Source organism: Streptomyces sp. NPDC003635 (assembly GCF_053587635.1).
The window spans coordinates 170,161-193,546 of record NZ_JBSFOK010000001.1 but is presented as its reverse complement, the minus strand read 5'-3'; the positions used below and the strand labels follow the sequence as shown (position 1 = coordinate 193,546).

Genomic DNA, 23,386 nt, shown 5'->3' with positions numbered 1-23,386 from the left:
CGCATACCGTTCGATGTGATCTTGAGCCGAGTGAGAAAGTTTTTCTTCTGCACAGCCGGTGGACGGGAAACGTGCAGGTCAGGGTGTGTGCCCCGGAAAGCGGCGCAGCTTGTTCACAGGGCTGTCCACCGTGTCGTGCACAGGTTTTGCGCAGTTCTCCACAGCATCCGGGCCGTCTTCCACATGGCCTGTGGATAACCAGATTGGCTGACGGTGGCCGGGGGCCTACCGTGGTCCGGCGCCCGCTCCGTCCGTCGGCCGTGAAAACGACACAAAACCGACGCGCTAGAAACGGAGTTGGGCTTCTCGTTTTGTCAGTGCCGTGCCGTAGAAAAGAGAGGCACGGCGAGGTCCGCGCGGCGGACGGGAGGAGGTGGCTCGGTGAGCATTTCCGAGCCCTTGGACGACCCGTGGGCCGACAGCGGGCCCAGTGATCGTCTGCCCGCTTCCCGCCGCCGTAGCGACGGAGGCCGGGGCCGCGATGAGCAGCACGACCGCGGCCGGGAGAACGGCGAGTGGGACGGCGGCGGTTCGGCCTTCGAGCGGGTGCCGCCCCAGGACCTCGACGCGGAGCAGTCCGTCCTCGGCGGCATGCTCCTGTCCAAGGACGCCATCGCGGACGTGGTCGAGGTCCTCAAGGGCCACGACTTCTACAAGCCCGCACACGAAACGATCTTCCAGGCGATCCTCGACGTCTACGCCAAGGGCGAGCCGGCCGACCCGATCACCATCGCCGCCGAACTCACCAAACGAGGTGAGATCAACAAGGTCGGCGGCGCCTCCTATCTGCACACCCTCGTCCAGACGGTCCCGACGGCGGCGAACGCCGAGTACTACGCCGAGATCGTGCACGAACGGGCTGTCCTGCGCCGCCTGGTCGAGGCCGGCACCCGCATCACCCAGATGGGATACGCGGCCGACGACGACGTGGACGAGATCGTCAACCGCGCCCAGGCCGAGATCTACGCGGTCACCGAGCAGCGCACCAGCGAGGACTACCTTCCGCTCGGCGACATCATGGAGGGCGCGCTCGACGAGATCGAGGCGATCGGCTCACGCACCGGCGAGATGACCGGTGTGCCGACCGGGTTCACCGACCTCGACTCGCTCACCAACGGCCTGCACCCGGGTCAGATGATCGTCATCGCGGCCCGCCCCGCCATGGGTAAGTCCACGCTCGCCCTGGACTTCGCGCGAGCAGCGTCGATCAAGCACAACCTCGCCAGCGTCATCTTCTCCCTCGAAATGGGGCGCAACGAGATCGCGATGCGTCTGCTGTCGGCCGAGGCGCGGGTGGCGCTGCACCACATGCGCTCCGGCACCATGACGGACGAGGACTGGACGCGCCTCGCGCGCCGGATGCCCGAGGTCTCGGCCGCACCCCTCTACATCGACGACTCGCCGAACCTGTCGATGATGGAGATCCGCGCGAAGTGCCGCCGGCTGAAGCAGCGCAACGACATCAAACTCGTGATCATCGACTACCTGCAGCTGATGCAGTCCGGTGGCTCCAAGCGCTCCGAGAGCCGTCAGCAGGAGGTCTCGGACATGTCCCGAAACCTCAAGCTGCTGGCCAAGGAGCTGGAGGTCCCGGTGATCGCGCTCTCCCAGCTCAACCGTGGGCCCGAGCAGCGCACGGACAAGAAGCCGATGGTCTCCGACCTGCGTGAGTCCGGCTCCATCGAGCAGGACGCCGACATGGTCATCCTGCTGCACCGTGAGGACGCCTACGAGAAGGAGTCCCCGCGCGCGGGCGAGGCGGACATCATCGTCGGCAAGCACCGTAACGGTCCGACGGCGACGATCACCGTGGCCTTCCAGGGTCACTACTCCCGCTTCGTCGACATGGCACAGACCTGATCCACCGGCACCGGGACTTATGCGCTCGACTCCCCGAGGTAACTCGGGGTGGACTGGGGGCATGACGACATCTCAGGAAGAGCTGCTGCCCGGTACGCGCCGGGGCTTGCTGCACCGGATCGCCGTGGCCCAGGCCGAGGGGCGAGCGCCCTCGCTGGTCGCGGCGGTCGTACGGGACGGGCGGGTGGTGTGGCACGGGGCCCGGACGTCGGTCGACGGGCATGGGCCGGACGAGAACGTGCAGTACCGGATCGGCTCGATCACCAAGACCTTCACGGCCGTTCTGGTGCTGAGGCTGCGCGACGAGGGGCTGCTCGACCTCGGTGACCCGCTGGAGAAGCATCTGCCCGGTACGGGAGCGGGGGAGGCCACTGTCGCCGAACTCCTCGCCCACACCGGCGGACTGGCCGCGGAGTCCCCCGGCCCGTGGTGGGAGCGGACGCCCGGTTCGATGCGGCCCGAGCTCTCCGACGTGCTGGGCGAACAGCCCCTCCTGCATCCTGTCGGCCGCCGGCACCACTACTCCAACCCCGGTTACACCCTGCTGGGCGCGCTGGTGGAGAAGCTCCGCGGGGAGCCGTGGGAGGACGTGCTGCGGCGTGAAGTGCTCGAACCGCTGGGCCTGAACCGGACGAGCGGGCGACCGCGGGCGCCGCACGCGGGTGGCTGGGCCGTGCATCCCTGGGCCGATGTGATGCTTCCGGAACCCTCCGAGGACCTCGGGCGGATGGCTCCTGCCGGGCAACTGTGGTCCACGACGGCCGACTTGGCGCGGTTCGCCGTGTTCCTGGCCAAGGGCGACGACCGGGTGCTGAGCGCGGAGACCGTACGGGAGATGCGCACGCCCGCCGCGCCCGGCGAGGCCGCGGACATCGCCGACGGGACCTCGTACGGGCTGGGACTTCAGATCCAGCACCGGCACGGCCGGCTGCTGGCGGGGCACGCGGGTTCGCTGCCCGGCTTCCTGGCGAGCCTGCTCTTCAGCGAGAGCGACGACGTCGCGGCGGTGGTGCTCGCCAACTGCACCTCGGGACCGCTGCTCTCCCTGGTCGCCGCCGATCTCGTACGCATCGTGGCCGAGGCGGAGCCTCGGATCCCCGAGCCCTGGCGGCCGATGGCCGAAGCCGATCCGGCCGTGCTCGAGTTGGCGGGGCAGTGGTACTGGGGGACGCACGGCTTCGCGCTGAGGGTGACGGCCGACGGGCTTGTCTCGCTGGAGCCGTTGTCCGGCACCGGCCGTCGCTCGCGGTTCCGGGCGAACGGCGACGGCACGTGGACCGGCCTCGAGGGCTATTACGCCGGAGAGCTCCTGGAGGCCGTACGGCGGCCGGACGGGAGCGTGAGCCACCTCGACCTCGGGTCGTTCGTGTTCACGCGCCAGCCGTACGACGAGGGGGCTCCGGTGCCGGGCGGGGTCGACCCGGACGGGTGGCGCGGCATCAAGTAGTCAGGGGCGCCTGTTTCACGTGAAACAGGGCGCCGTGGCCGGTCACAGGGTGAGCTTGAAGCCCACGTGGGAGGCCGTGAATCCGAGCCGCTCGTAGAAGCGGTGGGCGTCGGTGCGGGAGGCGTCCGACGTCAGCTGGACCAATTGGCAGTCCTGGCGCCGGGACTCCTCGACCGCCCACTCGATGAACCGGGTTCCCAGACCGCTGCCCCGCTCGTCGGCGTGGATGCGGACGGCCTCGATGATCGAGCGGGTCGCGCCCTTGCGGGAGAGCCCGGGGATGATCGTGAGCTGGAGAGTGCCGACCACCCGTCCCGCGCGCTCGGCCACCATGAGGTGCTGGTTGGGGTCGAGGCGCAGGCGTTCCAGGGCCGGCAGGTACGGGGTCAGATCGTCTGGCGACTCACGCTGGGCACCCAGCGGGTCGTCGGCGAGCATCGCGACGATCGCCGGAATGTCGTCGGCGACGGCGGGACGTATTTCGAGGTCTCCCATGGCGCTCAGCCTATGCGGACGGCCGAAGGCGGGATCCGTGACCGCCGCGGGACCTCCCTCGCCCTGGAGCGGCTGCGACAGGGGTAGCGCTGGTGCGCAATTGCCATCGCTTGCAAATATAAGGCGTGCGCAAGTATTGTGGGGTCACGTAAAGCTCTCCTGCAATCTTCTGGAAGGTGGCACCCCCATGCCGCTCGCCCTCCTGGCCCTGGCGATCGGGGCCTTCGGAATCGGAACGACCGAGTTCGTGATCATGGGCTTGCTGCCCGAGGTCGCGGGCGACTTCGGGGTCTCCATCCCCACCGCCGGCCTGCTGGTGACCGGCTACGCGCTCGGTGTGGTGGCCGGTGCGCCGCTGATGACGGTGCTCGGCACCAAGGTCTCCCGCAAGCGGATGCTGATGCTGCTGATGGGCCTGTTCATCGCCGGGAACCTGCTGTCCGCGCTCGCCCCGACCTTCTCCGTCATGCTCATCGGCCGGGTGGTCGCCTCACTCGCCCATGGCGCCTTCTTCGGCATCGGTTCGGTCGTCGCGGCCGAGCTGGTCGCCCCGGACAAGAAGGCCGGCGCCATCGCGATGATGTTCACCGGCCTCACCGTCGCCAACGTGGTCGGTGTCCCGCTCGGCACCTTCGTCGGACAGTCCATCGGCTGGCGCGTCACCTTCGGGATCGTCGCCGCCCTCGGGGTGATCGGTCTCGCCGGGATCGCGCGGCTCGTCCCCGACATGCCCAAGCCGGAAGGCGTACGGCTGCGTCACGAGCTGGCCGCCTTCAAGAACGCCCAGGTGCTGCTCGCGATGGCGATGACGGTCCTCGGCTTCGGCGGGGTGTTCGCCGCGATCACCTACATCGCGCCGATGATGACCCACGTCGCCGGTTTCGCCGAGGGCTCGGTCACCTGGCTGCTGGTCCTCTTCGGACTCGGCATGGTGGGCGGCAACCTCGTCGGCGGCAGGTTCGCCGACCGTGCCCTGATGCCCCTGCTGTACGTCTCGCTGGGCGCCCTCGCCGTCGTGCTGGCCCTGTTCACCCTCACCGCGCACAACAAGGTCCTGGCGGCCGTCACGATCGCGCTCATCGGGGCCCTGGGCTTCGCCACCGTCCCGCCGCTGCAGAAGCGCGTCCTGGACCAGGCCCACGGTGCCCCGACCCTGGCCTCGGCGGTCAACATCGGCGCCTTCAACCTCGGCAACGCGCTCTCGGCGTGGCTCGGCGGCCTCGTCATCGCGGGCGGCCTCGGCTACACCTCCCCCAACTGGGTCGGAGCCGCTCTCGCCGCCGCGGCGCTGTTCCTGGCCGTCCTCTCGGCCGCCTTGGAGCGCCGGGACCGCAGGCCCAGCGCGGTCGTGGCCGGATCCGCGCCCGCCGAAGCGCTCGCCCATCGCTGACCGACCCTCGAAACGCCGGTTCCCGAACCACACGGGAACCGGCGTCGCCGCGTCCGCGAGGCTTATCCCGCCGTCGTGATCACGACAGGGAGGGCGCCGGCAGTTCTGCCGGCACGCCAGTCGAGGCCTCAACCCGCCGCCACGGTCATGTCAGCGGAGGCCGAGGCCTCAACCCGCCGCCACCGTCAGCGGGGCGAACCGGCGCGTCCAGTCCCCGGGCAGCTCGGGGATGCCGTACGTCATCACCGCGTTGAAGGCGACGGAGGCCAGCCCTCGCTCCTTGGCCCAGGCCAGCAGCTCTTCGTGCCGCACGTCGATGTCCGTGCGCAGGGGGCGGTCGGTGTGGGCGGCCAGGGAGGCGATCAGGGCCTGAGCGGTCCTCGTGTCACGCGCGATCAGCGGTCCCACGACGTGGGTGTCCATGTTGGGCCAGGCGGCCGCGTACCCGGTGATCCGGCCGTCCTCCTCGGCCACCCGCAGCTGGTCGGCGAAGGCGGGCAGCCGGGTGAGGAGCGGGGTGCGGTCGGAACCGAAGACCTCTTCGTCGAGCCGAAGGATCGCGGTGAGGTCCTCGGCGGTGGCCGCACGCGTGGGGACCTCCGCAGCCGGGCCGCGGGGCGTGAAGTGCCCGCGCAGCATCTCCGCCCGGCCGGTGACCTTGAAGCCGAGCTCCTCGTAGAGCGGGCGGCCGTTCGGCGTCGCGTGCAGGGTCAGCGGGGTGGCGTCATGTGCCGCCAGGACATGCCGCATCAGATGGCGTCCGATGCCCTGACGGGCGTGCCGTTCGGCGACCAGCACCATGCCGACGGCCGCCAGATCGGGGGCGTCGTGGGGGCCGTACCGGGTGACCACACAGGCGCCCACGAGGCCGCCCTCGGGGTCGTCGATGCCGTACCCCCTGCCCGCGGTGAGGAGGAAGCCCCACTTGTGTTCCTCCCGGGGCCAACCCCGGTTCTCGGACAGGTCGGCGCAGGCGGTGAGATCGCGTGGCGTCAGACGGCGGATGGGCGGAGCGGCGGGGGAAGGAGTCGGCACGCAGGTCAGGCTGTCCGACCGGTGGGCTCGCCGTCCACCTGTTTCCGGGGAGACGTACGGGCTTTTGGCCAATGTGTGCGGCAGAGACCGCGGTGCCTGCGGGCGCGGGCCGTTTCACGTGAAACTCTTCGCAGCTGTACCGACCTCCGTGGCGGTCACCGCTGACCGGCGTCCGACCGGTCGCGCGACTCGCTCCTGCCCGGGCAGGGATCTGCCGGAAGTCTGTGAATTGGTGCGGCCCGCCCGGGAATTGAACGAAAACGCGGCTTCGCCCCTGGTCAATCGGTGACGAGGGAAGGGGGGACTTGTGTGCGCGGCGCTGGCCGGTAGGGTCGACTCCGGTTCGCATCCGGGACGGAACTCCGGGCCCGGCGCACACGATTCGTGCGAACCGCGAGCAGGGCACGGCAGCCTAACGGGACGGAGAGATCGAAGACCCGCATTTGCGCCTACGCGACCGGGGTATGCGTGCCCGGTGGAATGCTGCGGAGGGGGAACTGCGGCCAATGTCACACTCTTCCCTTACTTGTCCGTACACCGTGTGGATACGGGTTGAATGTGGCCGCAGTGGCCAGGGCGCCGACCGGGAAAGCAAGCCGTCCGCGGGGGAAAGCAGGCAGCTTCCGGACGAGGAAGTGCGCAGACCGACCGAAAGATGTTCGAGGCGAGGCACACACCATGGACGCTCCGACCACCACGTCGGCCGACAACGGCACGTCCGGCGGGGGCGGCTGGTTCACGCCCCAACAGCAGCCGTCGCCGGATCAGGGCAGCGCGCCGGAGCGGGCCCGGCCCTCGGAGCCCGCGGTCCCGCCGGCCGAACCCCGTGTCCCCGCCCAGCGCCTCGACGAAGCCACCTCAAACCCGCAGCCCCCGGGCCACGCACCCTCCAACCCGCCTGTCCAGGGCCACCACGCACCCTCCGGCCCGCAGCCCACAAGCCTCACAGCCTCCGGCCAGGCACACTCGGCCCCGGCACAGCCGGCCTCCCCGGACGCCGTCCTCGTGCGCCGGACGATGGCCGAGGTCGCTCCCGTGGCCGACAAGGTGACGTCGTACTTCTACGCGCTGCTCTTCGTGCGTCACCCCGACCTGCGCTCCCTCTTCCCCGCCGCGATGGACACCCAGAGGGACCGGCTGCTCAAGGCGTTGCTCACGGCCGCCGAGCACATCGACAACACCGAGGTCCTGGTCGCGTATCTGCAGAACCTCGGCCGGGGCCACCGCAAGTACGGCACCCGCCCCGAGCACTACCCGGCCGTGGGCGAGTGCCTCATCGGCGCGCTGAGCAGGTACGCCTCGGCCGTCTGGGACGCGGAGACGGAGGCCGCCTGGGTCCGGACGTACACGACGATCTCGCAGGTGATGATCGACGCGGCGGCCGCGGACGAACTGCGCGCCCCCGCCTGGTGGTACGCGGAGGTCGTCGCGCACGACCTGAGGACCCCGGACGTCGCGGTCGTCACCGTCCGCCCCGACCAGCCCTACCCCTTCCTCGCCGGGCAGTACACGAGCCTGGAGACCCCCTGGTGGCCTCGGATATGGCGGCACTACTCCTTCGCCTCGGCGCCTCGCTCCGACGGCCTGCTGTCGTTCCACGTGAAGGCCGTCCCCGCGGGGTGGGTGTCGAACGCGCTGGTGCACCGGGCCCGCCCCGGCGACATCGTCCGGCTCGGCCCCCCGGCCGGTTCGATGACCGTGGACCACACCACCGACACCGGGCTGCTCTGCCTGGGCGGCGGCACCGGCATAGCCCCCATCAAGGCGCTCGTCGAGGACGTGGCCGAGCACGGTGAGCGGCGCCCGGTCGAGGTGTTCTACGGCGCGCGCAGCGACCACGACCTGTACGACATCGACACGATGCTCAGGCTTCAGCAGTCCCACCCCTGGCTGGCGGTCCGCCCGGTGGTCGACCGGCACGGTCTGGTCCAGCTTCCCGACGCCATCCGGGAGTTCGGTCCCTGGTACGAGTACGACGCCTATGTGTCGGGACCACCTGGGATGATCCGTAGCGGTGTGGACGTCCTCAGGGACATCGGCGTCCCCTCGGAGCGCATACGCCATGACGCGCTGGAGGAACTCGTCGCCGCCGGCGGCTGAGCTCAGCCCAGGTCCGGTGCGTGCATCGCCCGTACGCCCTCGATGTTGCCGTCCAGATAGTGGCGCAGCGACAGCGGGACGAGGTGGACGGAGGCGATGCCGACGCGGGTGAACGGCACCCGCACGATCTCGTACTCGCCCACCGGCTCGTCGACCTCCGGGCCGTGCCGCAGGGACGGGTCCATCGACTCCAGCCGGCAGACGAAGAAGTGCTGCACCTTCACACCGGTCGCGCCACCGTCCTCGCCGATGTGCTCGACGGTGTCGACGAAACAGGGCACCACATCGATGATCTTGGCGCCGAGTTCCTCGTACACCTCGCGGTGCAGGGCCGCCACGACGGTCGTGTCCGTGGGCTCGACCCCGCCGCCGGGAGTGAGCCAGTAGGGATCCATGCCCGGCTTGGTGCGCTTGATCAGGATCAGGTCGTCACCGTCCAGCAGAACGGCGCGGGCGGTGCGCTTGACCACGGGTCGGACGGTCATGGAGGAAATGTGGCCCGGCTGGTTCCACGTGAAACATTGCGAAACGTCACGAGGCGAGCTCTACGGGTGACGGCGGACGGCGCGGACCTCAGCACCACTCGGACGCCGACCGCAAGAGCCACTCATGGGCCCGCGCGATGTGCGGCATCGCCAGCGTGCCGGTCCGCACCACCAGGAAGTACGTCCGCAGCGGCGGTACCGCCGGCTCGTGCAGGGCGACGACCTCCCCGCGCTCCAGTGCCGGCGCGCAGAGATAGCGGGGCAGCACCGCGAGCCCGGCGCCCGCGACCGCGCAGGCCAGGACCGCGCGCAGGTCGGGCACGATGACGGTTCCGGCGGCGGCCGGGCGGGAGTCGAAGACGGAGGCCCAGTAGCGGGAGACGAAGGGCAGCGTCTCGTGCACCTCGATCACCGGAACGCCCTCCAGCGTGGGCTCGCCGTTGCGGCGGGACGCTCCGGAACCAATCTTCTCGGCCCAGCGCGGGGCGGCGAGCAGGACGTGCACTTCGTCGCAGAGCGCAGTCGCGGTGAGCAGAGCGCCCCGCGGCCGGGCCGTGGTGATGGCCAGATCATGATGTCCGGCGGCCAACCCCTCCAGCGTCTCCTCGGCGGTGCCGAAGGAGGCCCGCAGCGCGAAACCCTGGCCGTCCTCGCCGGTCAGCTCGGTGAGTGCGGGCAGGGCCCGTTCGGCGGTGAACTCGGGAGGCCCCGCGAGATGGAGTGTCCGTACCGAGGACTCGTCGTCCAGGCCGCTCTCGGTGATCTCGACGAGGGCGTCCAGGTGCGGCGCGGCCTTGTGCGCGAGCTCGTCGCCGATGGTCGTGGGCGTCACGCCCCTGGCCTGCCGGAGGAACAGCGGGCGGCCCAGCTGTCGTTCAAGGGTTCGGATCTGGGAGGTCACGGCGGGCTGGGAGAGGCCCAGCAGGGCGGCGGCGCGGGTGAAGGAGCCGGCTCTGTGCACCGTCACGAAGGTGCGCAGCAAGGCCAAGTCCATGGCACACCCTCCCTTCTCCGCCCTCCCTCGGCCCCCCGGCCGCGCCCAACTATAAATAAGTCGATAGGTCTCTGTCGCTACTGTGATTGGACACTGACACACAGTCAACTAGCCTTGTTCGCGCGGTTCTTCGCGCGCGGAACCGAGGACGGTCCGAGCCACGAGGGGGGAGGCTCGGACCGTCCGTGGAGCGTAGGTGTACCCCTCACCGAGCTGTTCGGTGCGCTGACTCGTCCAGCGCACGCAGCACATCCGCCACCAGGTCCTCGGGGTCCTCCGCGCCGACCGAGAGCCTGATGAAGCCCTCCGGTACCGCGTCCCCTCCCCAGCGCCCGCGCCGCTCCGCCGTGGACCGCACCCCGCCGAAGCTGGTCGCGTCGTCCACGAGCCGCAGCGCGTCGAGGAAACGGTCGGCACGCGCGCGTGAGGGGAGCGTGAAGGAGACCACGCACCCATAGCGGCGCATCTGGCGTACGGCGGTCGCGTGCGCCGGGTCGGCCGGCAGCCCCGGGTAGCGCACCCCGAGCTCCTCCGGCCAGTCCCGCAGCGCCTCGGCGACCGCGAGGGCGGTGGCGTTCTGCCGGTCCACCCGCAACTGGAGCGTGGCCAGGGAGCGGTGCGCGAGCCACGCCTCCATGGGACCGGGGATGGCGCCGATGATCTTGCGCCAGCGGCGGACGGCGGCCATCGTCTCGGCGCCGCGTCCACAGACGTATCCGAGAAGGATGTCGCCGTGTCCGGTGAGCTGTTTGGTGCCGCTCGCCACCGAGAAGTCGGCGCCGAGTTCCAGCGGGCGCTGCCCGAGCGGGGTGGCGAGCGTGTTGTCCACGGCGACGAGAGCGCCACGCGCGTGTGCCGCCTCGACGAGCCGCCGGATGTCGCAGACGTCCAGGCCCGGGTTGGAGGGCGTCTCGATCCACAGCAGCCGTGCGCCGTCGAGGACGTCGAGCTGGGCCTCGCCGCCCGTCGGCGCGGTGCGCACCTCGACGCCGTACGCCTCCAGTTGCCCGCGCACCAGGGGCAGCGCCTGGTAGCCGTCGCTGGGCAGCACGACCGCCTCCCCGGCGCGCAGCTGGGAGAAGAGGACGGAGGAGACGGCGGCCATCCCGGAGGCGAAGACGAGCGTCTCGACGCCTTCCTCGTCCGGCGCCTCCAACTCACCCACGGCCTGTTCCAGACGGGTCCAGGTCGGGTTCTCGTCACGGCCGTAGGTGTACGGCCCCGTGGGGTCGCCCGGCAGATGGAAGTGGGCGGCGAACACCGGCCCCGGCAGCGTCGGCTCGTACTTGACCGGTTCGGGCAGACCGGCACGCACCGCGCGCGTGCCGTCACCCGGTCCCCGCGCGGGCTCGTTCATGCCGCCCGCTCCTCCGCCTTCTCGCGCACCGCGGCGAGCAGCCCGGTGCTCGCCGCCTCGACCATCGCCAGACACTCCTCGAAGCCCTCCATGCCCCCGTAGTAGGGATCGGGGACGTCGAGATCGTCGTCCGCGGTGGGGTCGTACGAGCGCAACAGCCGTACCTTCGCCGCGTCCCCCTCGGTCGGGGCGAGCCGGCGCAGCGCCTTGAGGTGTCCCTCGTCGAGCGCCACGACCAGGTCCAGGCGGGCGAACCAGGAGGCCTGGAACTGCCGTGCGGTGTGCCCGCCGTCGTAGCCGTTCGCCTCCAGGACGGCGACCGTGCGCGGGTCGGCCGGGTCGCCCTCGTGCCAGCCGCCCGTGCCGGCGCTGTCGACCTCGACCAAACCGTCGAGCCCGGCCTCCGCCACGCGCGCCCGGAAGACGGACTCGGCCATCGGGGAGCGGCAGATGTTGCCGGTGCAGACGAAGCAGACGCGGTACGACATCGGCGCTCAGTCCCCGTCGGGCAGGGCGACGTTGAGCGCCCAGGAGACGATCGAGATGATCAGGCCGCCGAGAACGGCGGTCCAGAAGCCCTCGACATGGAAGCTCAGGTCGAGCACGTCGGCGAGCCAGGAGGTCAGCAGCAGCATCAGCGCGTTCACGACCAGGGTGAACAGGCCGAGCGTGAGGATGAGCAGCGGCAGGCTCAGCAGGTTCACCACCGGCTTCACCAGAGAGTTGACCAGGCCGAAGATCAGTGCGACCAGCAGCAGGGTTCCGGCCTTCTTGCCCGTGCTGTCACCGGTGAGGGTGATCTTGTCCAGCAGCCATACGGCGACCGCCAGGGCGCCCGCGTTGGCGATCGTCTTGACTACGAAATTCTTCATGTGTCTGATCGTGGCAGACGAGATCGGAATCGAGCAGAGGGACGAGGGCGGACGACAGCGATGAAGGCATTCCGGCTGGACGAACTGGAGGCGGAGCGCGCCGCCAATGAGGGCGCCTACCTGCAGTTTCTGCGGGAGCGGAACATGTCGGTCGGGCTGTACGCGCTCAACGCGGGCGAGCACGATCCACAGAAGCCGCACAACCAGGACGAGGTCTACTTCGTTGTGAGCGGCCGCGCCGCGATCACCGTGGGCATGGAGACCACGCAGGTGGCTCGGGGCAGCGTGGTGTACGTGCCGGCCGGTGTGGCCCACAAGTTCCATCACATCAGCGAGGATCTGCGGGTGCTCGTGGTGTTCTCTCCGCCCGAGAGCTGAGGGCCCGCCCCCGGATTCCCTAGGGGATCGATCAGGGGAGGACGGGGGGCGCGAGGCGCCCGTCGGCACCCTTCACGGCCCTAGCATCGAAGGCAGACAAGGACAGACGGGGCCGCGGACAGAGCGCGGGCCGTCCGATCGGACCCGGCACTGCGACGGGCGGAGAGGTAAGGACGAGGGCGATGGGTGAGATCTTCGCGGGACTGCCGTGGTGGGTGAAGTGGATCGCGGTGCCGGTCATCGCCCTGGTCGTCTTCGGCGGGCTGATAGCGAGCGTCGTCGGCTTCGTCATCGGGCTGCTGTTCAAGGTGCTGGTCTTCGTCGCGCTGGTCGGTGGACTCATCTACGTCGTGCGGAAGTTCACCGCCAGTTCCTCTTCACGGGGCGACTTCTGACGGAGCCGAGGGTGACCGGTGCGACCGGTCGGGGAGTGCGACGGGGCAACCGCTGAGCGGTAACCAGAATCATCGGTTCCCTCGGCCGGGGGAAGTTTTCCGAGCAGGCCGTCTGCGAGCGGTGGCGGACGAATAGAGTCCGGAAAATCGACGCGGGGACATCCCCGTGAGCGGCGTACACCACCACCCGTGTTCCCCGCACGGGCTGCCCCCTCGCGCTACGGGAGTGCCCCTTGGCCACGGTTGACACCGCCTATCCCGCCACCGGAACCTGCGCCCGGCCCCCGACCCAGCCGACGGCCCAGGACCCCGTGAGCCCGACCCACCCCGCCCAGTCGGCGACCCTCATCGGATCCGTCCAGCGCGCCATGCGTCTGCTGGAGTCCGTCGCCGACCATGAGCACGGCGCCCCCGCCAAGCAACTGGCCCGGGAGAACGGTCTGGCGCTGCCGACCGCCTACCATCTGCTGCGCACCCTCGTCCACGAGGGCTATCTCCGGCGCGACAAGGGCCTGTTCTTCCTCGGGGAGGCGGCCGAGCGGCTGGGCAGCAGCGGAGCACAGGAGAAACGTCGCACCACGGTCGCCGACGCGCTCGCCCACTGGCGGGACGCCATCGGCGTACCCGTGTACTACGCGCTGTACCGCGAGGGCGAGATCGAGGTCATGGGCGTCTCCGACACTCCGGGCAACCCGGCGGTCGAGGAGTGGGCCGACTTCCGCGAGACCGGGCACGCGCACGCCATCGGACAGTGTCTGCTGGCCCAGGTCGACGAGGCCACGCGCCGGGACCACCTGGAGCGCTATCCCGTGCAGCCCATCACCCCGTACACCGTGTGCGACGACCACACCCTGCTCCGGCGCCTGGACCGCATGCGGCGCATGGAGCTGGTGACCGAACGGCAGGAGTACGCGCTGGGCACGGTGTGTGCCGCCATTCCGATCACTGTCGGTAACACCGCGGCGACCATGGCCCTGTCCCTTCCGGTCCACCAGGCGGGCCGACTGCTGGACGCGGCACGGCAGTTGCAGGCCGAGATCGGGCGACATCTCGGGTCACTGGCGATCTCTATCAGTATCTGAAAACTCACTCCTTGTGATCTGCCGTGTACTTTCAGCAAGATGCCATTAAGTGCCAGGTGGATCATTCCTGGCCAAACCACGGCAGATGACGGGGTAGGCGATGCGCGAGTCCGTACAGGCAGAGGTCATGATGAGCTTCCTCGTCTCAGAGGAGCTCTCCTTCCGCATCCCGGTGGAGTTGCGGTACGAGACCTACGATCCCTATGCCGTGCGGCTGACCTTTCATCTGCCCGGAGACGCCCCGGTGACCTGGGCGTTCGGACGGGAGCTGATGATCGACGGGGTGGGCCGGCCGTGCGGGGAGGGGGACGTGCGGGTCGCGCCCGCCGATCCCGACACCCTGGGCGATGTGCTGATCCGGCTTCAGGTCGGCGGCGACCACGCGCTGTTCCGTTCCTCCTCGGCACCACTGATCGCCTTCCTCGACCGGACCGACAAGCTGGTGCCGCTCGGCCAGGAGGGCGCGCTCTCCGACTTCGACGCCAGCCTGGACGAGGCCCTGGACCGCATCCTGGCGGAGGAGCAGAGCGCCGGCTGAAGCGTTACGGCCGGGCCGCGCGAGGGCGTAACGCTTCAGCGCGGACTGTGGGGTTGTGCAGGAACGCTTCTTCTCCGAGCGGAAGCCTCCTCCTCCGCACAGCCCGCGGCAGCGTCAGCGCTTCCGGCGTCGCCCCCGCCCGCCACGCGCCGGAGCCGGCCCGCCGGCGGACGTCGCGAGCCGCTTCTCGGGACGGTCCGTCGAGACCATGAGCGCCGCCAGGGCCGTCGTGACCGGAACCGAGGCGACCAGGCCGATCGAGCCGACCAGTGTGCGCACGATCTCCTCCGCCACCAGCTCGCTGTTGGCGACCGTGCCCACGCTGCTCTCCGCGATCGAGAAGAGCAGCAGCAGCGGCAACGCGGCGCCCGCGTAGGCGAGGACGAGGGTGTTGACGACGGAGGCGATGTGGTCGCGGCCGATGCGGATACCGGCGCGGTACAGCCCACGCCAGCCCATCGTGGGGTTGGCCTCGTGCAGCTCCCACACCGCCGAGGTCTGGGTGACCGTCACGTCGTCGAGGACACCGAGCGAGCCGATGATGATGCCCGCGAGCAGCAGGCCGCTCATGTCGATCTCCGGGTACAGCCCGTGGATCAGACCGGTGTTGTCGTCGGTGTTGCCGGTGAGCGAGGCCCAGTCGATGAAGACGGAACCGAGGATGCCGATCAGCAGCAGCGAGATGAGTGTGCCGAGCACCGCCACCGATGTCCGGGCCGACAGGCCATGACACATGTACAGGGCGATCAGCATGATGGCGCTCGACCCGACCACCGCCACGACCAGTGGGTTCGACCCCTGGAGGATGGCGGGCAGGATGAACAGGGTCAGCACCAGGAAACTGATGGCCAGTGCGACCAACGCCATGACCCCGCGCAGCCGGCCCACCACCACGACGGCGATGGCGAAGATACCGGCGAGCACCGCCATGGGGACCCGGCGGTTGACGTCGGCGACCGCGTACTGGAGGTCCTTGGGCGCCGACGGTTCGTAGGCCACCACCACCTTCTGGCCCTCGTGCAGCTGCCGGGACTGGTCGGGCTGCACGATCTCGGTGAAGGTTCGGCCCTCGTCCTTGCCGGTGTCGACGCGGACCGTCGCCTTCTTGCAGGTGCCGTCGGCCTGTTGCTGGGCCGAGGAGCCCTCGGCCGTGGAGGTGTCGCCGGTCGGGGGGACCCCCGAGGCGTTCACCGACGAGCAGCTGACCTCCTCGACCTTGGTGACGGTCGCCTGCTCGGTCTGCCGGTCGAAGCCGACTCCGGTCCGCTCGTGCGGTGGAGCGCCGCCCGGCCACAGCACCACGAGCCCGACGACCACCGCGGCGGCGAACGGGATGAGGATCGCCGCGATCACCTTGCGCAGGTGTTGGGAGACCGGCGCCGCCGGACTGTGGGAGTGGCCGTGTCCGTGCCCCTGCCCGTCACCGCCGCCGGTGGAGCCGGGGCCGCGCGGCGGCTCGGGGGGGAACGGGGGTTCATGCGTCGAGGTCACGGACCGATCATCGCAAGAACGACAGGGGCCCCCTGTTCACCGCGCCCGAATTGACGCTAGCGTGGGGGCACCTTTGTACACGCGGGAGCTCGGAGCACCGGGCTGAGAGGGCGCTGACCTCCGTCCCAGCGATGTTTCACGTGGAACGTCACACGCGAGTGACTTTCCCCACGGAACATCGGCAGACGGATACAGCTGCGTCGACCGCCGAACCTGTTACCGGGTAATGCCGGCGTAGGGAGTAGGTCTCATGACCATCAAGGACGCACGCACGCCTGCCTCCGTCCAGGACGACAAGTCCCAGGAGGCCGGGAAGTCCATCGGCTGGCACAAGGCGTACGTCGAGGGCTCGCGCCCCGATCTACGGGTGCCGGTCCGCCAGGTGCACCTCACCAACGGGCAGTCCGTCACGCTGTACGACACCTCCGGCCCGTACACCGATCCACTCGTCGACACCGACGTCCGCCGGGGCCTGGCCCCGCTCCGGGAGAACTGGATCATCTCCCGCGGCGACACCGAGGAGTACGCGGGCCGTCCCGTCCGACCCGAGGACGACGGGATCAAGCACACCTCGCCGCGCGGCGGCAATCTGCGCAACCTCGACGCGGTCTTCCCCGGCCGCCCCCGGCTGCCCCGCCGGGGCCGCGACGGGCAGGCGGTCACCCAGCTCGCGTACGCCCGCCGGGGCGAGGTCACGCCCGAGATGGAGTACGTGGCCATCCGGGAGAACGTCTCGCCCGAGGTGGTCCGCGAGGAGATCGCGGCCGGGCGTGCGGTGCTGCCCGCGAACGTCAACCACCCGGAGATCGAGCCGATGATCATCGGCAAGCGGTTTCTGGTGAAGGTCAACGCCAACATCGGCAACTCCGCGGTGACCTCCTCCATCGAGGAGGAGGTGGAGAAGATGACCTGGGCGACCCGCTGGGGCGCCGACACGGTCATGGACCTCTCCACCGGCCGCAACATCCACACCACCCGCGAGTGGGTGCTGCGCAACTCCCCCGTCCCCATCGGCACCGTGCCGCTCTACCAGGCCCTCGAGAAGGTCGACGGCAAGGCCGAGGAGCTGACCTGGGAGATCTACAAGGACACGGTCATCGAGCAGGCCGAGCAGGGCGTGGACTACATGACGGTCCACGCGGGCGTCCGCCTGCCGTACGTACCGCTCACGGCCAACCGGAAGACCGGCATCGTCTCGCGCGGTGGCTCGATCATGGCCGCGTGGTGCCTCGCGCACCACAAGGAGAGCTTCCTGTACGAGAACTTCGAGGAGCTCTGCGAGATCCTCGCCGCCTACGACGTCACGTACTCGCTCGGCGACGGGCTGCGGCCCGGTTCGATCGCGGACGCCAACGACGAGGCGCAGTTCGCCGAACTGCGGACGCTCGGGGAGCTCAACCGGATCGCGAAGCGGCACAACGTGCAGACCATGATCGAGGGCCCGGGACATGTCCCGATGCACAAGATCAAGGAGAACATCGACCTCCAGCAGGAGATCTGCGAGGAGGCCCCGTTCTACACGCTCGGCCCGCTGACCACGGACGTCGCTCCGGCGTACGACCACATCACCTCCGGCATCGGTGCCGCGATGATCGCCTGGTGGGGCACGGCCATGCTCTGCTACGTCACGCCCAAGGAGCACCTGGGGCTGCCGAACCGTGATGACGTCAAGACCGGCGTCATCACCTACAAGATCGCCGCCCACGCGGCCGACCTCGCCAAGGGCCACCCCGGGGCACAGGACTGGGACGACGCCCTGTCGGACGCCCGCTTCGAGTTCCGCTGGGAGGACCAGTTCAACCTGGCCCTCGACCCGGACACGGCCCGGGAGTTCCACGACGAGACCCTCCCGGCGGAGCCCGCCAAGACCGCGCACTTCTGCTCCATGTGTGGTCCGAAGTTCTGCTCGATGAAGATCTCCCAGGACATCCGCCGTCAGCACGGCAGCACGGCGGGGGAGATCGAGGAGGGCATGGCCCAGAAGTCCAAGGAGTTCGCCGCCGCGGGCAACCGGGTGTATCTGCCGCTCGCGGACTGACGGCCGGAACCCCGGTCCACGTCTGCCCAGGGGCGGGTGTTTCACGTGAAACACCCGCCCCCTCGGCCGCGCCGACGCCCGCGGGCCCCCGGCCCCTCACCTGCCGGAGCTCTTCCGGGGGCGGTGGATCAGTCGGCACACTGATGCCATGACAGCACTGAGCAAGGGCGCCAACCTTCCTGTAGACGCCACGGCGGTGCGCGTGGAGCTGACCTGGTCCGACGGGCCGGGTGTGCCCGATGTGGACGCGTCGGCGCTGCTGCTCACCGCGGCGGGACGCGTGCGCGACGACGGGGACTTCGTCTTCTACAACCAGCCGCATCACGCGTCGAAGGCCGTGAGCCATCTGGGCAAGCAGCGGGGCGCGGGCACCACGACCGACACCGTCGGTGTGGAACTCGGTTCACTGGAAACGGTCGTGGAGCGGATCGTGCTGTGCGCCTCGGCCGACGGCGGCACGTTCGGGCAGGTGCCGGGACTGAGGATGACGCTGGTCGACGAGCGCAGTGGCGCCGAGATCGCGCACTTCGTGATGGAGGCCGGGACCGAGACCGCCTTCATCGGCGGGGAGCTGTATCTGCGCCAGGGGAAGTGGAAGTTCCGGGCGGTGGGGCAGGGCTACGCCTCCGGACTGGCCGGGCTGGCCACGGACTTCGGCATCACGGTGGACGAGGAGGAGGCGGCCGTACCGACGCCGGCACCCGCCCCCGCCGTACCGACTGCGCCTCCCGCCGCGCCGCCCGCGCCCGCCGCGGTCGTCACACCGCCCGCCCCAGCCTCGACCCCCGCCACCCCCTCCGCCTCCCCCAACCTCACCAAGGGCGAGGAGCGGCTGCCGGTCGACATGCGCAAGCGGCTGGACCTGCGCAAGCAGCAGGTCGCGGTCAGCCTCACCAAGCACGGCGCCACCGGGATCGTCGCCCGCGTCATCCTCGTCCTGGACGCCTCCGGGTCCATGTCGTTCCTGTACTCCCGGGGTGTCGTCGCTGACGTGGTGGAGCGGATGGCCGCCGTGGCCGCGCAGTTGGACGACGACGGCGAGATGCAGGCCTGGACGTTCGCCTCGAACCCGGCCCGGCTGCCCGACTTCCGGATCGGTGAGCTTCCGGAGTGGACGCGGCTGCACGTGCGGTGCGGTGAGCTGAGCCTGTTCGGCGGCAGGAAGAGGAAGAAGGGCCTGGACGACAGCCAGGTCGACATGCGCGCGGTCGGTATCCAGAACGAGGAACAGAAGGTGATCGCGGAGGTCCGCGACTTCGTACGGCAGAACCCCGTCTCCGCGCCCACCCTGGTGCTCTTCTTCTCCGACGGCGGCATCTACCGCAACGCCCAGATCGAGAAGGAGCTCAGGGCCGCGGTCGAGGAGCCGATCTTCTGGCAGTTCGTCGGCCTCGGCAAGTCCGACTACGGCGTCCTGGAGCGCTTCGACACCCTGCCCGGCCGCCGGGTCGACAACGTCGGCTTCTTCGCGGTGGACGACATCAGCTCGGTCCCGGACCAGGAGCTGTACGACCGGCTGCTGTCGGAGTTCCCGCGGTGGACGGTGGCGGCACGCACCGCCGGCATCCTCTGAGCAGCCCGCGCGCGGCTCGGACGAGCCTTCGGCAGGCCACTGCCGGTGAGCCGCCGATGAGCCCCGCAGGGCAGCTGGGAAGAGCCCTCGCGGAGCACCCCGGACGTTCGGCTTGCGCTCCCCACGACGGGGGCGCAAGCCGAGGGACCAGGGTCACTCCGGCTGGTGCTCCGGGCCCCCGAAGTCCGGGCTGGTGTAGTCCGGGCTGGTGAAACTCGGGCGCGGGCCCGACGCAGGACCCTCGCCGGGGCTGCTGAAGCCCGGGCGGTCGTAACCGAGGTTCGGGATACGGCTGGTCGGCGCCGGGGGTGCGGTGCGGTGCAGGGCCGCGGTGCCGGGGTCGGCCAGGGCGTCCCGCAGGAACGGCAGGATGCCGCGCTCCAGCAGGGCTTCTCGCCAGGCTTCCCTGGCCCGGGTCACCTCAATGCTCAGCTCTCCGTAGGGGCCGGTGTCGAGCGCCGGCCGGTTGCGCAGAGCGGTGAGCAGCAGTCCGACGGCGGCGACGAGGATCGCGGCCGCCGTCACGGCGCCGAACACCCACCCGGTGGTGAGCATCGTCTGGGCGAACGCCGGCTCGGGAGTGAGCATCTTCAGGATGTACCCCACGAGCAGGAAGATCGCCGCGGCGATCCCGGCGAGGACGGGGGTGAGGACGGCCGCGACGGCGACGACACCGGCGCCCGCGGTCTCGGCGGTGGCCTCTCCCATGGTGGCGGCGAGCCCCATCGCGCCCGATCCCGACTCGGTGGAGCCGGTTTCACGGACGGACGACGGGGTGGACGGCGCTGGCTGGCGCAGTTCCTCGCGGACCTTCACGTAGTGCTGGTACTCGGTCGCCGCGGCCGCCGTGATGATCGCGGTGGCGTTGAGCGCCATGGTGCGCAGCTGTTCGGAGTTGAGCCGCTGTCCGACAGCGGCCAGTTCCGGTCGGGTCGGTGCGGAGCGCAGCACCTCATCGAGGATCCGCTCGTACTCCTGGCGGTCCTCACTGTGCAGGTGCTGCGGAACGCTGTTCATGTGCATCCCCCGATGCTCCGTAGGGCTTGGGGCTCGCATGGCGACGAGCCGTCGGGCAGAAACGGAGGGGAGCCTGCTACGGATAAGCCGATGGTAGAGCGGCGACGGCACACGGTGACAGGGGGTTTCCAGAAATTGGCCCCTGGCCTGCGTTCGCTCAAGGTCGTTCCGGCCCGGGGGACACCTGCCCCGGGAACGGTCAGATATCCAGGGGAAGTTGCTGGACCAGCAGCTTTCCGGCCATGGTCACCCCGCCGTCCATCGCGATGGCCAGACCGTCGGCGTAGACGTGCGGTCCCTCGACCACCGGGCCGCCGCTGTCCTCTCCGTCCTCGGAGCCGACCTCGCCCAGCAGATAGGGAATCGGGCTGTGCCCGTGAACGATGCGGGTGCCGCCGTACGTATCGAGCAGGGAGCGCACATGGTCGGCGCCGCCCTCGTCGCGGAAGGAGAAGCGCTTGGTGAACTTGCGGAACAGGTCCCAGCACTCGTCCGCGTCGTTACGGGTGAGCGTCTCGCGGACGGTGTCGTTGACCTCTTCGATGGAGTGACCGTAGTCCAGGTAGGCGGTGGTGTCGGAGTGGACGAGCAGATGCCCGTCGACCTCCTCCATGGCGTCGAGCCGGGCCATCCATTGCAGATGGTGGTCCTGGAGACGGTCCATGTCGGTCTTCTGGCCGCCGTTGAGCAGCCAGGCCGCCTGGAAGGTGGCGGTGCCCGCGCCGGAGTTGACGGGGGTGTCGGAGAACCGCTTGGCGCCGATCAGCAGCAGTTCGTGGTTGCCCATCAGGGCCTTGCAGTAGCCGCCGGCCGCGGCCGCCTCGGCGGACAGCCGCATCACCAGGTCGATGACGCCGATGCCGTCCGGCCCGCGGTCGGTGAAGTCGCCGAGGAACCAGAGCCGGGCCGTGCCCGCGCACCAGCTGCCCGCGGAGTCGATCAGGCCCTTCTCCTGGAGGGCGGCCATGAGTTCGTCGAGGTAGCCGTGCACATCGCCCACGACGAAGAGGGGACCGGCACCGCCGGACGGCTGCGGCGCCGCGGCCGCCGCCGGCTCGACGGTCACCTGAAGCGTGTCACCGCGGTTGATCACCGGCAGGTCGCGCTGGGTCGGGGTGTACCCCTCGGGGTAGGTCTCCTCCATCGGCGGCGCGATGTCGCCCGGGTGCATGCCGGGTGCGTACGGAGCGGTCTCGTGGACGTACGCGGGTACCCGGAAGTCGCGCAACGTCGCCGTCCGCTCCACCTCGGGTCCCTGACCGGCCCCCTGAGTCATCAGACCCCTCCACCATCGCGCCGCATCTGCACCGCATCGGACTGCCTGGTCGCAGCGGCCCGCGGTGTCGTGGGCCCATCATAGGAATGCCGATCGCGCCATGTGATGACCCAGGGGTGGTGAATCAGAGCAAGGCTCCGGTTCACCGCGGCTTTCGCCCCGGTTGGGCAGGGCTTCTGCCGCCTGCCTTCCGGTCCGGTTCTACTGCTCCTCGGGCGACCGGGGCGGACTGACGGTCGTCCTCGGCGGACGTCGCTGGGACGAGGTACGGACGATCAGCTCGGTCGGTATCACCTGCTCGACCGGTTGGTCCGATTCGACCCCCTCGATGGCGTCGATGAGGAGCTGCACCACCGCCGTGCCGATCCGGCGCGGTTTGAGCGAGAGCGTGGTGATGGGCGGCTCGGTGTTGGCGTACACCGTGGATTCGCTGCAACAGACCAGAAGCAGGTCGTCCGGTACGCGCAATCCGTAGCGGCGGGCGGCGGCGAGCAGGTCCGTGCCGTTGGGGTCGAACAGGCCGTAGACGGCGTCCGGGCGGTCGGGGCGGGCCAGCAGCCGGTCGGCGGCCACGGCGCCGGCACACGGGTCGTGGGCCGGGTACGCCTCGTACACGGGGTCCTGTCCGACGCGCTCGCACCAGCGGAGGTAGGCGGTGGTGGACAGACGGGTGTACGTGTCCGTCGTCGTCCCGGTCAGCAGACCGATCCGGCGGGCGCCGGCGTCGGCCAGATGGTCCAGGATGCCGAGGACGGCGGCCTCGTGGTCGTTGTCGACCCAGGCGGTGACCGGCAGCGAGCCGACCGGGCGGCCGTCGGAGACGACCGGCAGCCCCTGCCGCACCAGCTCGCTGACCACCGGATCCTGGTCGGACGGGTCGATGACGACCGTGCCGTCCAGGGCGACGTTCGACCACACGTCGTGGCGGGAGGTCGCGGGGAGGATCACGAGGGCGTAGCCGCGGGCGAGCGCGGCCGAGGTGGCGGCTCTGGCCATCTCGGCGAAGTACGCGAACTCGGTGAAGGTGAAAGGTTCATCCCCGTACGTCGTCACGGTCAGGCCGATGAGTCCTGATTTGCCGGTACGGAGGGTTCGGGCCGCGGCCGACGGGCGGTAGCCCAGCCGGTCGGCGACTTCGCGGACGTGGCGTCGGGTGGCGTCGGGGAGCCGGCCCTTGCCGTTGAGGGCGTCGGAGACGGTCGTGATGGAGACTCCGGCGGCGGCGGCGACGTCTCTGATGCCTGCCCGGCCCGGCCGGTTGCCCCGGCGGGCGGTTTCCGCGCGGCTCACCTGGTGCTTCCCTGCTGCTGTCATGGCGAGCCGATAGTAGGGCTCATGCGGTGGGGTAGTGCGGACGCATATGCAGCGGTTGACAGGCACGTTTCTGCAAGGTCATGAACCGTCAAATGCATTGGATTGCAAGGGAGTTAAGCGCTCCCATAGCAATGTGTGACTTGTCGGAGTGCGCACACCTGCCAAGGTTCCGATGTTTCGAAGAGGTCTCAACTCACCTTCACGAGGGATGCGCGCCACGGCGTGAGCCACCGGCGCATAGATATATGT

General features: G+C 69.9%; 21 protein-coding genes. 10 read left to right on the top strand and 11 right to left on the bottom strand.

Translation table 11 applies throughout. The features are described 5' to 3' along the window. Nucleotides 1-381 precede the first annotated feature (381 nt). Together dnaB and ACWDRW_RS00935 are read left to right on the top strand one after the other, a co-directional pair. The gene (dnaB, locus tag ACWDRW_RS00940; RefSeq protein WP_451718141.1) at nt 382-1,860 is read left to right on the top strand and encodes a replicative DNA helicase; all 1,479 of its coding nucleotides are present in this window, start codon (nt 382-384) and stop codon (nt 1,858-1,860) included. A 61-nt stretch (nt 1,861-1,921) separates the two neighbouring features. Further along, nucleotides 1,922-3,307 (top strand): serine hydrolase domain-containing protein, encoded by a 1,386-nt coding sequence (locus ACWDRW_RS00935; RefSeq protein WP_451718139.1) that lies wholly within the window; start codon nt 1,922-1,924, stop codon nt 3,305-3,307. 42 nt (nt 3,308-3,349) lie between these two features. Here the strand turns inward: ACWDRW_RS00935 and ACWDRW_RS00930 are convergent, their stop codons facing one another. Continuing rightward, entirely contained in the window at nt 3,350-3,802 is a 453-nt protein-coding gene (locus ACWDRW_RS00930; RefSeq protein ID WP_451718136.1) for an N-acetyltransferase family protein, read from the bottom strand. Between the two features lie 187 nt (nt 3,803-3,989). On the opposite strand from ACWDRW_RS00930, the gene ACWDRW_RS00925 reads away from it, so the two are divergent. After that, nucleotides 3,990-5,192, top strand: coding sequence for an MFS transporter (locus tag ACWDRW_RS00925; protein ID WP_451718134.1), 1,203 nt, complete (start codon nt 3,990-3,992; stop codon nt 5,190-5,192). Between the two features lie 168 nt (nt 5,193-5,360). Here the strand turns inward: ACWDRW_RS00925 and ACWDRW_RS00920 are convergent, their stop codons facing one another. Further along, nucleotides 5,361-6,227 (bottom strand): GNAT family N-acetyltransferase, encoded by an 867-nt coding sequence (locus ACWDRW_RS00920; RefSeq protein WP_451718132.1) that lies wholly within the window; start codon nt 6,225-6,227, stop codon nt 5,361-5,363. Between the two features lie 678 nt (nt 6,228-6,905). On the opposite strand from ACWDRW_RS00920, the gene ACWDRW_RS00915 reads away from it, so the two are divergent. Further along, complete coding sequence (locus ACWDRW_RS00915) at nt 6,906-8,327, top strand: globin domain-containing protein (protein ID WP_451718129.1); 1,422 nt, start codon at nt 6,906-6,908, stop codon at nt 8,325-8,327. 2 nt (nt 8,328-8,329) lie between these two features. On the opposite strand, the gene ACWDRW_RS00910 is transcribed toward ACWDRW_RS00915, so the two are convergent. The 5 genes from ACWDRW_RS00910 to ACWDRW_RS00890 form a co-directional block, all read right to left on the bottom strand. Then, complete coding sequence (locus ACWDRW_RS00910; RefSeq protein ID WP_451718126.1) at nt 8,330-8,812, bottom strand: NUDIX domain-containing protein; 483 nt, start codon at nt 8,810-8,812, stop codon at nt 8,330-8,332. A gap of 88 nt (nt 8,813-8,900) precedes the next feature. Next, a complete protein-coding gene (locus ACWDRW_RS00905) occupies nt 8,901-9,806 on the bottom strand; it encodes a LysR family transcriptional regulator (protein ID WP_451718123.1) in 906 nt (301 codons plus the stop codon). Nucleotides 9,807-10,011: 205 nt separating this feature from the next. Continuing rightward, nucleotides 10,012-11,163 carry a cystathionine gamma-lyase gene (locus ACWDRW_RS00900; protein WP_451718120.1) on the bottom strand — a complete coding sequence of 384 codons (1,152 nt, stop codon included), beginning with the start codon at nt 11,161-11,163 and terminating at the stop codon, nt 10,012-10,014. After that, nucleotides 11,160-11,651: a low molecular weight protein-tyrosine-phosphatase gene (locus ACWDRW_RS00895; RefSeq protein ID WP_451718117.1), complete on the bottom strand. Its 492-nt coding sequence runs from the start codon at nt 11,649-11,651 to the stop codon at nt 11,160-11,162. Before ACWDRW_RS00895 ends, ACWDRW_RS00900 begins: the two co-directional genes overlap by 4 nt. A gap of 6 nt (nt 11,652-11,657) precedes the next feature. Further along, nucleotides 11,658-12,035 (bottom strand): phage holin family protein, encoded by a 378-nt coding sequence (locus ACWDRW_RS00890; protein WP_451718114.1) that lies wholly within the window; start codon nt 12,033-12,035, stop codon nt 11,658-11,660. A gap of 60 nt (nt 12,036-12,095) precedes the next feature. Between ACWDRW_RS00890 and ACWDRW_RS00885 the strand changes: the two genes are divergently transcribed. The 4 genes from ACWDRW_RS00885 (at nt 12,096) to ACWDRW_RS00870 (ending at nt 14,428) form a co-directional block, all read left to right on the top strand. Next, nucleotides 12,096-12,413, top strand: a complete 318-nt coding sequence (locus ACWDRW_RS00885) for a cupin domain-containing protein (protein ID WP_067018163.1) — start codon at nt 12,096-12,098, stop codon at nt 12,411-12,413. A 182-nt stretch (nt 12,414-12,595) separates the two neighbouring features. Further along, nucleotides 12,596-12,808, top strand: a complete 213-nt coding sequence (locus ACWDRW_RS00880) for a DUF5326 family protein (protein WP_451718111.1) — start codon at nt 12,596-12,598, stop codon at nt 12,806-12,808. Nucleotides 12,809-13,041: 233 nt separating this feature from the next. Next, nucleotides 13,042-13,890 carry an IclR family transcriptional regulator gene (locus tag ACWDRW_RS00875; RefSeq protein WP_451718109.1) on the top strand — a complete coding sequence of 283 codons (849 nt, stop codon included), beginning with the start codon at nt 13,042-13,044 and terminating at the stop codon, nt 13,888-13,890. Nucleotides 13,891-13,990: 100 nt separating this feature from the next. Further along, the gene (locus ACWDRW_RS00870; protein WP_451718106.1) at nt 13,991-14,428 is read left to right on the top strand and encodes an SsgA family sporulation/cell division regulator; all 438 of its coding nucleotides are present in this window, start codon (nt 13,991-13,993) and stop codon (nt 14,426-14,428) included. A 114-nt stretch (nt 14,429-14,542) separates the two neighbouring features. Here the strand turns inward: ACWDRW_RS00870 and ACWDRW_RS00865 are convergent, their stop codons facing one another. Beyond that, nucleotides 14,543-15,919 carry a YibE/F family protein gene (locus tag ACWDRW_RS00865; protein ID WP_451718104.1) on the bottom strand — a complete coding sequence of 459 codons (1,377 nt, stop codon included), beginning with the start codon at nt 15,917-15,919 and terminating at the stop codon, nt 14,543-14,545. Nucleotides 15,920-16,169: 250 nt separating this feature from the next. On the opposite strand from ACWDRW_RS00865, the gene thiC reads away from it, so the two are divergent. After that, the gene (gene thiC, locus ACWDRW_RS00860; protein WP_451718102.1) at nt 16,170-17,957 is read left to right on the top strand and encodes a phosphomethylpyrimidine synthase ThiC; all 1,788 of its coding nucleotides are present in this window, start codon (nt 16,170-16,172) and stop codon (nt 17,955-17,957) included. A gap of 148 nt (nt 17,958-18,105) precedes the next feature. Further along, complete coding sequence (locus tag ACWDRW_RS00855; RefSeq protein ID WP_451718099.1) at nt 18,106-19,530, top strand: VWA domain-containing protein; 1,425 nt, start codon at nt 18,106-18,108, stop codon at nt 19,528-19,530. Between the two features lie 153 nt (nt 19,531-19,683). Here ACWDRW_RS00855 and ACWDRW_RS00850 read toward each other — a convergent pair whose 3' ends face one another. The 3 genes from ACWDRW_RS00850 to ACWDRW_RS00840 form a co-directional block, all read right to left on the bottom strand. Further along, nucleotides 19,684-20,553 (bottom strand): hypothetical protein, encoded by an 870-nt coding sequence (locus ACWDRW_RS00850; RefSeq protein ID WP_451718096.1) that lies wholly within the window; start codon nt 20,551-20,553, stop codon nt 19,684-19,686. Between the two features lie 193 nt (nt 20,554-20,746). Beyond that, the gene (locus tag ACWDRW_RS00845) at nt 20,747-21,823 is read right to left on the bottom strand and encodes a metallophosphoesterase (protein ID WP_451718093.1); all 1,077 of its coding nucleotides are present in this window, start codon (nt 21,821-21,823) and stop codon (nt 20,747-20,749) included. 201 nt (nt 21,824-22,024) lie between these two features. Continuing rightward, nucleotides 22,025-23,137 (bottom strand): LacI family DNA-binding transcriptional regulator, encoded by a 1,113-nt coding sequence (locus ACWDRW_RS00840; protein ID WP_451718090.1) that lies wholly within the window; start codon nt 23,135-23,137, stop codon nt 22,025-22,027. Nucleotides 23,138-23,386 lie beyond the last annotated feature (249 nt).

What these genes read in the sequence shown, in the direction of transcription:
- ACWDRW_RS00935 (WP_451718139.1), top strand. Translation starts at nt 1,922, where the DNA reads ATGACGACATCTCAGGAAGAGCTGCTGCCCGGTACGCGCCGGGGCTTG.
- ACWDRW_RS00930 (WP_451718136.1), bottom strand. Translation starts at nt 3,802, where the DNA reads ATGGGAGACCTCGAAATACGTCCCGCCGTCGCCGACGACATTCCGGCG.
- ACWDRW_RS00925 (WP_451718134.1), top strand. Translation starts at nt 3,990, where the DNA reads ATGCCGCTCGCCCTCCTGGCCCTGGCGATCGGGGCCTTCGGAATCGGA.
- ACWDRW_RS00915 (WP_451718129.1), top strand. Translation starts at nt 6,906, where the DNA reads ATGGACGCTCCGACCACCACGTCGGCCGACAACGGCACGTCCGGCGGG.
- ACWDRW_RS00910 (WP_451718126.1), bottom strand. Translation starts at nt 8,812, where the DNA reads ATGACCGTCCGACCCGTGGTCAAGCGCACCGCCCGCGCCGTTCTGCTG.
- ACWDRW_RS00905 (WP_451718123.1), bottom strand. Translation starts at nt 9,806, where the DNA reads ATGGACTTGGCCTTGCTGCGCACCTTCGTGACGGTGCACAGAGCCGGC.
- ACWDRW_RS00900 (WP_451718120.1), bottom strand. Translation starts at nt 11,163, where the DNA reads ATGAACGAGCCCGCGCGGGGACCGGGTGACGGCACGCGCGCGGTGCGT.
- ACWDRW_RS00895 (WP_451718117.1), bottom strand. Translation starts at nt 11,651, where the DNA reads ATGTCGTACCGCGTCTGCTTCGTCTGCACCGGCAACATCTGCCGCTCC.
- ACWDRW_RS00890 (WP_451718114.1), bottom strand. Translation starts at nt 12,035, where the DNA reads ATGAAGAATTTCGTAGTCAAGACGATCGCCAACGCGGGCGCCCTGGCG.
- ACWDRW_RS00885 (WP_067018163.1), top strand. Translation starts at nt 12,096, where the DNA reads ATGAAGGCATTCCGGCTGGACGAACTGGAGGCGGAGCGCGCCGCCAAT.
- ACWDRW_RS00880 (WP_451718111.1), top strand. Translation starts at nt 12,596, where the DNA reads ATGGGTGAGATCTTCGCGGGACTGCCGTGGTGGGTGAAGTGGATCGCG.
- ACWDRW_RS00870 (WP_451718106.1), top strand. Translation starts at nt 13,991, where the DNA reads ATGCGCGAGTCCGTACAGGCAGAGGTCATGATGAGCTTCCTCGTCTCA.
- thiC (WP_451718102.1), top strand. Translation starts at nt 16,170, where the DNA reads ATGACCATCAAGGACGCACGCACGCCTGCCTCCGTCCAGGACGACAAG.
- ACWDRW_RS00855 (WP_451718099.1), top strand. Translation starts at nt 18,106, where the DNA reads ATGACAGCACTGAGCAAGGGCGCCAACCTTCCTGTAGACGCCACGGCG.
- ACWDRW_RS00850 (WP_451718096.1), bottom strand. Translation starts at nt 20,553, where the DNA reads ATGCACATGAACAGCGTTCCGCAGCACCTGCACAGTGAGGACCGCCAG.
- ACWDRW_RS00845 (WP_451718093.1), bottom strand. Translation starts at nt 21,823, where the DNA reads ATGACTCAGGGGGCCGGTCAGGGACCCGAGGTGGAGCGGACGGCGACG.
- ACWDRW_RS00840 (WP_451718090.1), bottom strand. Translation starts at nt 23,137, where the DNA reads ATGACAGCAGCAGGGAAGCACCAGGTGAGCCGCGCGGAAACCGCCCGC.